At 43.6% G+C, this 12976-nt stretch carries 6 protein-coding genes; 3 read left to right on the forward strand and 3 right to left on the reverse strand.

All coding sequences use genetic code 11. The features are described from left to right. Nucleotides 1–33: 33 nt before the first annotated feature. The 3 genes from R8P61_01065 to R8P61_01075 all read left to right on the forward strand — a co-directional run bounded on the left by R8P61_01065 (nucleotide 34) and on the right by R8P61_01075 (nucleotide 3057). Entirely contained in the window at nucleotides 34–1080 is a 1047-nt protein-coding gene (locus tag R8P61_01065) for a hypothetical protein (GenBank protein MDW3645635.1), read from the forward strand. 40 nt (nucleotides 1081–1120) lie between these two features. Next, on the forward strand, nucleotides 1121–1690 hold the full coding sequence (locus R8P61_01070) for a hypothetical protein (protein ID MDW3645636.1): 570 nt from the start codon (nucleotides 1121–1123) through the stop codon (nucleotides 1688–1690). 275 nt (nucleotides 1691–1965) lie between these two features. Next, nucleotides 1966–3057: a M43 family zinc metalloprotease gene (locus R8P61_01075; protein ID MDW3645637.1), complete on the forward strand. Its 1092-nt coding sequence runs from the start codon at nucleotides 1966–1968 to the stop codon at nucleotides 3055–3057. 154 nt (nucleotides 3058–3211) lie between these two features. On the opposite strand, the gene R8P61_01080 is transcribed toward R8P61_01075, so the two are convergent. From R8P61_01080 to R8P61_01090, 3 genes are all read right to left on the reverse strand, one after another. Beyond that, nucleotides 3212–6043: a T9SS type A sorting domain-containing protein gene (locus R8P61_01080; protein ID MDW3645638.1), complete on the reverse strand. Its 2832-nt coding sequence runs from the start codon at nucleotides 6041–6043 to the stop codon at nucleotides 3212–3214. A 304-nt stretch (nucleotides 6044–6347) separates the two neighbouring features. Next, nucleotides 6348–10289, reverse strand: a complete 3942-nt coding sequence (locus tag R8P61_01085) for a CshA/CshB family fibrillar adhesin-related protein (protein MDW3645639.1) — start codon at nucleotides 10287–10289, stop codon at nucleotides 6348–6350. A 141-nt stretch (nucleotides 10290–10430) separates the two neighbouring features. Beyond that, nucleotides 10431–12794, reverse strand: a complete 2364-nt coding sequence (locus tag R8P61_01090; GenBank protein ID MDW3645640.1) for a CshA/CshB family fibrillar adhesin-related protein — start codon at nucleotides 12792–12794, stop codon at nucleotides 10431–10433. Nucleotides 12795–12976: the final 182 nt, after the last annotated feature.

Consider the following 12976-nt stretch of genomic DNA (forward strand, 5'->3'; position numbering starts at 1 on the left):
ATTTTTTAACCCTTATTACAAGACCCTAAGATCATGAAGATTAAATTCATGCTGGTAGCCTTGTGCCTCAGTTTCCTGCTAACTGATATGGCTATCGCACAAAAAAATCCTTTTCTCAAAAAGCTGGAACGCAAAGCAAAACGCAAACTCGAACAAAGAGCCGAAAGAAAGGCTGACAAAGCCATGGACAAAGGCCTGGACAAAGTAGAAGATGGCCTGGATAAGTCCGTGAAGAAAAATAAAGACAAGAAAAAAGAAAGTACGGCAACAGCCTCGGAATCTGCCTCTGCTACTATGGAGGGATCCGCCCAAAACGCTCCCGAAGCTAAGGAATCGAAACCTGCACCTCTGACAAAGGAAGAAGTTTCTTCCAAAGAAAGTAGAACTCCCATGTTTGGAGGGGGAGAAGAACCTAAACCCTTTACTGAAAACAACTTTGGAAATGAAGCCATCCGCGAGGAAGGAAGCATCGGCAAAGGCCCCTTTGGGATAGCTTCTGGTCGATATATCCAGATTAGCCGTACTCAAGCAAATATGATGGAATCGGTAGAACGAGATACCGTTACTTTCGCCCAACACGGAAACCTACAGGAACGTCGTAACTCCTCTCGCCGCAAGATCGATATGATGGGCATCAAGCGAAATGAAGAGGGCAGTCTGCATATCATTCATCTCAATGATTCTATTTATTCCCTCGATCGCCTGAAAGGCAAGGGGCATGTCATGAAAAACCCTTCCAAACAAATTTACCAGGGAATGTCCGAAGCACAGATGCAGGACTTCGCAGAAGATATTCAAGCCGATATGAATACTAAGCGCGAACGTCTGGGGACGGATCGTGTTGCCGGGAAACTATGCGAGGTACTTGAATTTACCACTTATACCGAAGATGGGAAGCTCATGATGATCACCCGTCTGTGGTGGTGGAGAGGGATGTTGATGAAAACGCATTCCCGAGGAATGGGAACTGAGATTCAACAAGAGATCACAGAGATTCAGGCTGATATCTCCGTCAATTCAAGGGTTTTTCGCCCCAATCCCAAGGTAAAATATCGCAGTTTTTCTTTCGGCAACTATTAATCAATCACCCTCATTTCAATCACACATAATCTATTTAGTCATGAAAAATATCATCAAAATCAGTTTACTCATTCTTTCTATTACAGGATTTCTATCCATGAGTAATCTTCAGGCTCAGGGATTTGAGCAAGGAAGTCTAAGCGTAAGTCCCGGAGTCAATATAGGCGGGTTAGGTTTCTATGGAAGTGGAACGGGATTACCTATCGTTGCATCAGGAGAATACGGCATTCTCGATGTTTTAGGAGCGGGTCCTTATGTCGGCTTTGTAAACTATAATTTTGGAAGCGGAGCCAGTAAGTACAGCTATCGTTTCATCACAGTTGGCGTAAGAGGAGACTTCCATTACAGCAAATTGCTTGAGGAGTTGTTGGAGTCAAACCTGAACTCTGATAAGCTGGACCTATATGTTGCCCTTTTATTGGGATATCAGACGGCCAGTTATTCGGGTCCTGACGGGAGTGTATTTAGAGGCGCATTTAATAATCGCGGGAATTCAGGATTAGCAGTTGGAGGGCGTTTTTACTTTAGTGAAAAGCTGGCAGTATATGCAGAAGTTGGACGTATCCTGTATGGTTCTCTTAATCTGGGATTGACTTTGAAATTGAAATAACGAATTGTGATAAGGTGTGGGAGAGGGGCTTTGGATATGCCTTTCTCCCTTTTTTTTGTTTTGTCATTTATTGGGGTGTTTCCATCTTTTTTAGAAAAAGATGGAGTCAAAAATCGCAGAGCCCAAAGCCAGCCGCGCATGCCGTCCCGTCTCCCGATGGGCTCTGCAGGGCCAGCGCTCCTGAGTATTTTCCTGTATGGCACGGCACAACTACAACACTACAACACTATAACACTATAACACTCAAATACTTCTTTTCTTTTTATTTTACTTCAATGAAAACCTCAGTAAGCCTCGTGCTGCTTTTCGCTATGCTAGCTGGAATACAGGCGCAATCCGGCAAGGGAAAATGTGGAAGTGATGCCCATTTCCTGAATATGCTAAATACCAATCCTCAGATAAAGAGTGAATGGGAGGAAAGCTATAAAAAATTGTCTGTGGGGGAAAGTGTAGATCAGGATCAACAAGGAAGGATCGCCGGCATGGTACCTAATCCTACCCCTTATGACAGCCTGGTGCCAGAAAAGATTTCTGTGCCCATTGTCTTTCACATTATTGCTCCAACCGAAGATCATCCTGCCAATATTAGCGATGAGCAGATTCTGGATCAATTGGATGAGTTGAACCGGGCCTTTGCTCAGGAAGATTATTCCAATACATCTTTGTTTCCATCGCTTTGGTATGATCGATATGCCCGAAACACGGGTATTCGATTTTGTTTAGCAAATCGAGACCCGAAAGGAAATCCCACCAAAGGTATTACGAGACGCTTTAATGAGGTTCCATCCTATACCTATCAAAATGGGGTAGCGGATGATGCCATGAAATACAGCAATCAGCGCGGACAGGATGCCTGGCCCAAAGAGGATTATCTCAATGTTTGGGTGGTAGTTTTGGCGAATAATTCCGAGGCACTCGGATGGGCAACTTATCCAATAGATGGCTATGATGAAGATGAATATGGAATCGTTGTGGGCTACCGAAATTTCGGACCGGGGGGAACGGCTGCACCTCCTTTTGAATTAGGAAGAACTCTGATTCATGAAGCAGGCCATTATTTAGGACTCATGCATACCTGGGGCATGTACGAAAATGACTGCATGTATGATGATTTGATTGATGATACGTCCGAGCAGGCTTCTCCAAATTTCAGCTGTGATATGACCGTAACACCGAGCGGTGGCCTCGCCCCTCCCTGGACCACGACCTGTGATGGCCAGCGAGATATGCTTCAAAATTTTATGAATGCCTCTGCTGATGCTTGTAATACTTTCTTTACCCAGGAACAGGCGAGTCAAATGAAGTCGACTTTACAGGCAGGCGGCTATTGGTATAGTTTGTTTCTTTCGACGAAGGGCTGTAATTGAGCAAACATAATGCATGTCTTTGCGAGCCTGTAATACAGGCGAAGCAATCCCCTTCTTTCCTTATTGCCATTTGAGTCAAGGAGATTGCTTCGCTCTTTACAAGAGCTCGCAATGACAGCTCTGCTGATTGGGCTTTCGCAATGAAATACTATGCTTATTTAATCACCAATCTCTTACTTATGATCTGATCTTCAGCCTCTACTTGTATGGTGTAGATAGCAGGTGCCCAATCACTGGTATTGAGGTTGAGGCTTTTTTCTGAAGCTCCCAATTCCTTTTGGAACATCAATCTACCATCCATAGAAAGGATTTTGACAAATTTATTTCCGTCTCCATATTGAACGGAGAGATTTATATTGTCCTTCCCTGGATTGGGGTAGATGCTCAAACCCAGGCTTTGGGTTTGGCTCAAGAGCTCGACTACTTTGGAGAACTCAAATTTACCATCGATATCTATCTGTTTAAGTCGATAGAATATTTTCGTGCCGTTTTTCAGGCCTTGTAGCTCCGTATCCCGGAATTCATAGCTTTGAATAATGCTTGAGTTTCCTTTAGCATCGACTTTACCCAGTGCTTCAAAGGTTCCTGTATTCTCGATCATTCGTTGGACCTGGAAATGACTGGCATTGATTTCAAGCGCCGTTTCCCAGCTCAATAAGCCTTCATTTCCCTGCCATACCGCATCGAAAGCTACCCATTCTACCGGAAGGAAAACCTGTGCTCTCCAGTCTCTGTCTGCACCCCCATCATAGATAGGGTGGCTGGCTGGGGAAAGTCCTCCATTTGTAGCATCTGTAGAGGCAGTATTATTATCATAGCCATCGTCAAGGCCGTCATTATCAGAGTCAATGCCTGTAGGTAAACCCGTATTGGATAGAGAGGATATATCAGCCACATTATCTCCATTGGTATCATGGCCTTCTATTGCATCAAGTTGCTTGTCTCCATCTGCATCCGTATCCAGGTAATCAGCCCCTCCTTCTGTATCAGTATTGACCGGATCTATTCCATTTCCTCCGAAAGAAGAACTATTGTCATAGGTATTATCTATCCCATCAGAATCTGTATCTGAATTTGCAGGGGCCTGATAGCTTGAGGTAGCCTGAGCTTCTGTATTGTCTACGATGCCATCATTGTCTGCATCAATATCAAGGAAGTCTGGCTTGCCGTCTAAATCTGTGTCTCCATTAGGATATCCGCTATCGGGTGTACCATTATTATCAGTATCAGAAGAAGTGGATATCAAAGAATTGGCAGTATTTTCTGCAGTCCCATCATTTCCTACATCTCCATCTACACCATCCGCATACCCATCTGTATCAATATCTGTACTGTAGTTATCTATGATCCCATTGGCATCGCTGTCGCTTCCTCCAGCTTCTATCACATCTGTAATCCCATCGCCATCGGCATCCAGATCCAACCAATTCGGGAGATTATCCTGATCAAAATCCCCATCCGTATTATTGATACCATCTCCATCCGTATCCAGGAGACTCGTAGTACTTCCGTTTGTGGTTTCAAAACCATCGAGCAAGCCATCATTATCTGTATCCGTACTATAGTCTCCTCTTCCATCTCCGTCATCATCTGCTCCCCCCGCTTCAACGAGGTCTGGTATGCCGTCATTGTCTGAATCCAGATCGAGGAAATCAGGTACCCCATCACTGTCTTTATCCAGAGAAGAACAAACCCCTTGCGCATTCAAGCTACAATAATCTGAATCGGCATAATTAACAGTACCATCTCCATCACTATCAAGAGCAGGATCTGCGCTCAGGCAATCCATACTTCTTCCGATTATGCTAAGGTTATGTGTAGCACTGCTACCAAAGTTTCCATTCACAGGACCGATAAGGATATTTCCATCCAGTTTTACCTGATAATATCCTGCGTTTGAACAACAAACCCCATCTCCATAAGAATCAAGAATATTAAAGGTATAGGTGTCTTCCGGAGCCGGATCATAGGTAGCAGTTGCTAGTGTATTGTTATCTGAACTTCCGTAAACCCCACTACTCAATACCGTGCTTCCTGCGCTATTCTTCAGCGTCCAGGATGTTTCGCTTGCATAGCCATCCAATTGAACTTCGACCTCAATTTTACCAGTGGCAGCAATTGTTTGAATCTCACAAAGCTCTTCTATATCGGGGATGCCATCATTGTCATCATCTATATCAATTACATCCAGAATACCATCATCATCAGTATCCACTACACTCATACAAAAATCAATATTGCCCATCCCGATTCCATGAACACCTCCTCCGCATATATCGCATTCTGTCCACTTAATTACGATTTGATCTATATAGGTCGCATTTGCAAAATGAACACCTACATAAGCATTATTGCTACTTGTACTTCCTCCCGTTGCGTCCACAACTCCATTACCTTCATCTTCCCAGCTTGGAGAATCATTATTTGTGAAATAGGGGATTATGTTTGCCCCTCCAGCAGAAGGGACTGCATAGATGCTGAGTTTATCTCCACTATAGGAAGAACCGTTAACATGGTAGAGGTCAAAAGCAACATTGGCCGGGATTGCCGGACTTATATCGATCGTTAAAACGATTTTTTCACTCCCGCTAAAGCCAGAGCTCACATACATACTCAGCGCATCTATCGTTTCACTGGGGAAATAATCCTGAATATTAGGGGTTGTCCCTGTGCCGATGGAGCTGAATTTACTGGTATTGCCCGTATAGGTAAAATCAAAGCTGACGCCTGAACCATCGACATTGCTAAATGAGTTACTAAGATTTCCATTCGTCCATGAAAGGGTACTCCAATCGAGGGTATAGGGCGCTGTTCCTCCTGCACAGACGGGGCTATTGTGAATATCCAGACTGGCATTTATTTTATATACTTTTACGATCCCGGCGATCCCTGCTGCGATTATTGCAGAGACAATGATCCGAAGAAGCAGCTTTTGTTTGTTTTTGAGAGAAGGGAATTGTCTTAAAGAACCTTGCTTGCTTTCCATTTTTCTATTGCTCGTTCACCAGGCCGAATGATTCAGCCCTGACTAAACATTTTATACCCTGCGCAAACACTTTTCTACAATGATTTTAACAGTTCGGATTAATTCGTGCCAAGCAAGTCAAGAAAAGAAATCAAAGTGTTTATTTAGGTATAAAATCTAATTGTAAAAATATTTGATTGTCCGTTTAATTTCCTGGTCATTTTAATACTTGTCTTACATCATAATTTCAGGGCTAATCCTGAAACAACTTCAGCCTCATTTCCCGGAAAAGAATGGAGGCTGAAGTTGTTTAAATACTGAATTTCTAATCTGTTTTTATCAGGCTAATGCTTTGCGAAGCTGTTTCTGTTTCAATTGAAAGTACATAGCTGCCTGCCGGGAAATTTTGAATACCGATTCGTTTGTCAATGACTCCCGGCTTTTCAATTCTTTCTTTGTACACTTCGGTCCCTCCTGTATTTAGGATTCGGAGTACATAAGCACTTTCAGTTCCTCCCCTCACTTCTACATTGACGAAATCTTTAGCTGGATTTGGATAAACTTTCAATTTCAAAGGGCTCGCTTCTAGGCTTAATTCTACAAGCTTGGAGTATTCAAAGGCCCCATCCATATCTATTTGTTTGATCCGATAAAAATATCTTGTGTCAGTAGGCTTCTTATTCAACATCATATCCCTGAATTCGTATTGCATGATCTCCTGGGAAGTTCCTGCGGCCTCTACTGAACCTATGGTTTCGAAGACTTGTTGTCCATTTCTACTTCTTTGAATCTGGAAATAGCTACTATTGATTTCCTGTGCGGTAGACCAGTTGAGTAAGCTGTAAGATTCCATCCATTTTGCATCGAAGGAAAGCCATTCGACCGGGAAGAATACCTGTACTCGCCAATCTCTGTCAGAGCCTCCGTCATTGGCTGGGTGGCTCATGGGTTCAAGACTGGTATTGGTTGGGTCCCGGGATACAGTATTATTATCATACCCATCATCGAGGCCATCTCCATCTATATCATTTCCCGTCGGGACACCTGTATTGGCCGGGCTACCAGAATCAGCTGTATTATTGAGGTCTGAGTCGTGACCTTCTATATTATCAGGTCTGAGGTCTCCATCAGAATCATCATCCAGATAGTCAGGAGTCGAATCTGTATCTGTGTCTTCAGGATCTACTCCACTTCCTCCAAAACTTGCATCATTGTCATCATAGACATTATCAATTCCATCTCTGTCGTCGTCAGAACCGCTGGGAGATTCATAAGCATCTGTTTCCTGTGCTTCAGAATTATCCACGATTCCATCTCCATCGGCATCGATGTCCAGATGATTAGGATTTCCATCACTATCTGAATCATCATTGGGGTATCCAGCATCAGGAAGACCATCTGAATTGGTGTCAGCAGAGGTGAGTAAAATGGCCTGGGAAGAATTTTCGGCAGCACCATCATTCCCTACATCTCCATCCACTGCATCTCCATAGCCATCATCATCATTATCTGTGGCATATCCATCAATCAATCCATCATTATTGCTATCTGAACCTCCTGCTTCTATGACGTCTACGATCCCATCTCCATCGGCATCCAGATCCGCCCAATTAGGGAATCCGTCTCCATCCAGATCTCCATTATTTTCATTCGCCCCATTTCCATCTTTGTCAAACATACTCGAAGTATTTCCCGCTGCCGTTTCAAAGATATCCACCAGGCCGTCTCCATCTGTTTCCGTTCGATTATCAGCCAGTCCATCCCCATTTACATCAGCTCCTCCTGCTTCTACGATATCTGGTATACCGTCATTGTCAGCGTCTAAATCCAGGTGATTGTATATACCGTCTTCGTCAGAATCACATTCGAGATAAATTCCAAAACCCACGGCCTGACCTCCATTACTATTGATTTCAATAGAAAAAACGGTAGCATTTTCTACATAGAATACACTATTGCCTGTACTGCTGGTTTCTGTATCCGTGATATTGAGGCTTTGGGTTCCTGTTCCGGTGAAAGTTGCTCCTGCTCCATAGTGTTCCAGGACTTTCCAGCTTCCCTGATTTGTTACCGCTTTTATGTATTCTCCTACACCATCTGTAGATTCTCCATCCACCAAAACATAATCCGGATAAACCGTCTTTCCATTCTTTGTAGCCTGGAAAGTGATGGCAAAGGAAACATCATCAGAATTAGAGCCTCCGGAATGAAATACTTCAGCAGTGCCATCTGTATTATACAGATTATATATGCGCGCTCCACTCCAGGTGTTCATATCGTCTGGTAAATAGCGTTCACCCCCCTGATTTCCGAGGTTTACGACATTGCTAATCGTTGCAGTAATTTGTGTGCCATCCCCAAGGCTGAAACTTTGACTATCTCCATCATCCAGGCCATCCGTGAAATCAGATCCTGTCCAATTGAACCAGTAGATATTGTCCTGATAAGTACCGCTTCCACTGCTAGAATTTGCTACTGCCGGATTTGTACAATATTGTTCTATGGCATCCGGAACTCCATCGTCATCATCATCGATGTCATCATTGTCCAGTATCCCATCTTTATCTGCGTCCTGACAAGCTGAGGATAGAGAAGCATCCGTATCATAAATTACTACGGTTTGATTACTGAAATCCGATGGGACCATACTTCTTTCTATGATCTTTCTGGTACCATTTACACTTACGAAATGGACTTCAATATTGTAGGTAGTGTCCGGCCCAAAAGGGAGCCCAAAGTGTACAAGGTCCGGGGCATCCGTTCCGTGTCCGGAAGTTGTGGGGACTTCTCTGATACCACTAATTACAGTTCCCTGACAATCCTTTAGGATTACATTGGCACCAATAGCGGATCTGTAAAGCCCACCGCTAAGACTGATCCTCGCATCCACTTTGAGGTAGTTATCATCACCAAGGGCATTTCTCCAAAGCTGATTGGATTTCCCTTTCATATTTACATAGAGGTCGAGGTCTCCATCATTATCATAGTCAGCAAAACCAACGCCCTCTCCATTTCCATTTAAGTCAATTCCACTGTTCTCCCGGCTAAATGAAAGACTGCCTCCATCAGGGGTGTAATTGAGGAAGAGATAGCCATCACCACTATCATCAGAAAGGAAAAGGTCCACTTTTCCATCATTATTCACATCACCGACTGCTGCTCCATCTATACCGGAAGCTGGGGCAGTGATCAAGGCAGATGCCCAGGGTTCACCATCTCCGCTTCCTCCATTGCTAGCTGCCAAAGTACCCGTTCCATCATTTAGCCAAATCTGATTGGCATCATTATCGGTCCAGTACAGATCAAAATCTCCATCATTGTCAAAGTCTGCAAATACAACTCCTCCTTTATTACTGTTGAAAGCATCTCCTATATCCTGTCCCATAGTAAAACTTCCTCCATCATTGACAAAGAAGTCATTTTCATCCCGCTTGCGAGCAATGATGTCGATGTCTCCATCATCATCAAAATCCACACAGGTTCCATAGTCTCCATCAGTTGCTGAGACCGGAAGGCCAATGGATGCTGGATCAACATGGGCAAATCCTGCAGTTCCATCTGCCGGGTTTTGATAAATGTCAATTCCATAATTGTGATTTTCTATAATAATATCCAGCCAGCCATCATTGTCATAATCTGCCAGAAAGACCCCTTCCGTATTCATTCCACCCGGGATATCTGCATCTACGATATTGCCTGTACTTGGAGTGGTGAGCTCAAAATTGGGGCTTTGGTTTGTCCCAAGACCAAATGCATAACTATTGGCTGCTCCCTGATTCAGGTATACTTCCAGTCTTTTTGCTGTATTCCTAACGAGGTCCAGGGCTCCATCGTGATTGATGTCAGCCAGCATAAGACTTCTCTCTGCTCTATTATCCCTACATCCTTTACATAGGTTCTCTGTTTCATCGGTGAAAGTAGGATTTTCCGGATCCGTAGGATCGCTAATGAATATTCGAGTCCGGAAGTTTGAACTATTGCTATTGGTGTTTACTGCTAAATCCAGGTAGCCATCCTGGTTGATATCTCCCCAGGCAAATCCTCCATCCTTGCTGCTGCTTATAGCGATGGCAGTTCCTGCGTTTCCGCTACCACTGCTGGCAACATTCGTGAAACTAAGACCTGCATCTACTGAACCAAGGCTATTGATCTGATAAATCCCTACGATGCCCGCAAGAGTAAGCAGGAGAGAGATCCCAAAAGAAAATCTGGTATTTAAGGTGAGCCCGGTTCCTGTTTTCTGTTTGCTTGGTTGCTGTTCAGGCATGTCGATCGTTTGCTTTGTACGAAGTAATGCCTGCTGGTTTATATCTTAATGATGAAAGGGTTCGATTTTATACATGTGTTATAAATTTCTAAAATTCGCAATTAACAGGGGTTGAATGAGCTTTGGGGAATGAATAACAAATTATTGAATGACAATTTTTCTGTTTTCCTTTTGTCGGTTAAATCGGGTTTGTAGTAAATAAATTCCGGGTCGGAGTTCGCTTGTATTTAGCTTGAAGCTCTTCTGCCTGATTTTTTTAAAAGCTTTTTCAAAAACCACATTCCCTTTGGTATCAAAGAGGGTGAAAATGTGATGACTGAGGTTTGCCCCACGCGAAGCAATTGTTATATGTGTTCTGCCGGGATTGGGATAAATTTTGAGCTTGATCTCATGTCGGGGAATAAGGAGTTCGACGATTGGGGATCGTTCTTCTTTTCCATCGGGATAAATTCTTTTCAACTGGTACAGGACCTTTTGCTTAGCTATTTCTGGTGGAAGTCTTTGATCTTTGAATTCGTATATCGGATGGGAGTTTGATATTAGGTGGCCAATGGATTCGAAAGTAGTTTGTCTGGCTGTTTTGCGTAAGATTTGGAATGTGCTCCCGGCCAGGTCTCTTTCCAATTCCCAATTCAGGTAAACATGTCTGTCTTTTAATTTTACTTCAAAATACAGGAAGTCCATGCTGAGCGTTTGTTGAGCCCGCCAGTCCTGATCCAGGCCCCCATTGTATTTGGGATGGCTGCTGGGGGAAAGACCTGAATTGCTGGGGTTCCAGGAAGAGGTATTATTATCAAAACCATCATCAAGTCCATCTTCATCCGTATCTACTCCCAGGTTTTCCCCGGATCCTGAGGGAGAACCGATATCCGCTATAAAATCTCCATCTGTATCATGGCCTTCAATGATGTCGAGAATGGTATCTTCATCTGAATCCGTATCCTGGTAGTCTGCATAATTATCCCCATCGGTATCTACGACCAGTATCCCATTTCCTCCAAAAGAACTATCATCATCATAGGCATTATCCAAACCATCCCTATCATCATCACTCCCTGTAGAAGAAAGGTGTTCGGAAGTTCTTTGCCCTTCTGTATTGTCGACGATTCCATCGCCATCTGCATCTATATCCAGGAAGTCTGGATTTCCACTCAAATCTGTATTTCCATTGGGATACCCGGAATCAGGTAAACCATCGGTATTTGCATCTGCGGAAGTGAGAAGCAATGCATTAGCAAAATTTTCCGCAGTACCATCATTTCCTACATCTCCATCAACTCCATCCGCATAGCCATCACTATCTGTATCTGTCGTGTGATTATCTATCAATCCATCCTGGTCTATATCCGCTCCTCCTGCTTCGACTACATCTACAATCCCATCCCCATCACTATCAAGGTCGGCCCAATTAGCTGCTCCATCCCCATCCAGGTCCAAATCTTTTTCATTTACCCCATCACCATTTGCATCAAAGAGAATAGAAGTCGATCCATTTGCTGTCTCAAAAACATCCAGGAGGCCATCCCCATCTGAATCCGCCTGACTATCGGGTAGTCCATCTCCATCTGCATCTGCGCCTCCTGCTTCTACCAAATCCGGGATTCCATCATTGTCAGAATCCAGGTCGAGGTGATTGAATAAACCATCATTATCTGTATCGCATTCCAGGTATATCCCAAAGCCTACCGCTTGTCCTCCGTGATTGTTGATACTCAGGTTAAATACAGTAGCATTTTCAGAATAAAAAACAGTATTCCCTGCTCCGCTGTTTTCGGTATTGGTGATGTTGATGGTCTGTGTGCCATCGCCTGTATAAGTGGCTCCGCTGCCGTAGTTTTCCAGGGCTACCCAAACTCCCTGATTGGTGGTGAGGTTTATGTATTCTCCTTTTCCATTGGTGGATTCTCCATCTACGACGATATAGTCCAGTTCCTGTGTAATTCCATTTTTAGTGGCTGAAAAAGTTATGTCGAAGGAAACGTCATCTCCAGTTGAACCTCCGGAATGAAAGACTTCTGCACTTCCCAGGGTATTATAGAGGTAATGCATCTTGGCTCCTGACCAGGTATTTATATCATCTGCGTAATATCGATCTCCCCCTTGATTTCCCAAATTCACGACATTGCTGATAGTTGCTGTAATGGTAGTGCCGTCTCCCAAAACGAAGGTCTGGCTATCACCATCATCCAGGCCATCACTAAAATCCGCATCGGTCCAGTTGAACCAGTATATATTATCCTGGAAAGCTCCCGTTCCGGAAATGGAGTTGGCAAGTGAGGGATTGGAACAGTATTGTTCCACGGCATCGGGGATGCCATCATTGTCATCATCGATATCTATTAGGTCCGCTACTCCATCATTATCAGTGTCAGTCAGACTCAGTGTCTGCCATCCCGTGAGTACTGGAGTAAAAAGTATCAATCCACACAAGAGGTAAATATGTGTAAGCCTCAGTGGGGATTTGGCATGTGATCGGCTAAGGTTCTCTTCATGGGGAATCTTCATATGTGCGCCTTAATCGTTGTTTTCAATAAGGCTGAATCCCGCTTAAATCAGAGATGGAAATCGGGGCTTAATATTACAGATGAAAGATTTACGAAATTTTGGTTTTTCCATAATTTCGTAAATAAAATTTGTCACACGGAATGCTTTAAAAATAAAAAAAGAACCATTCGCAGGATGAGTTT

Source organism: Bacteroidia bacterium (assembly GCA_033391075.1).
GTDB lineage: Bacteria > Bacteroidota > Bacteroidia > J057 > J057 > JAWPMV01.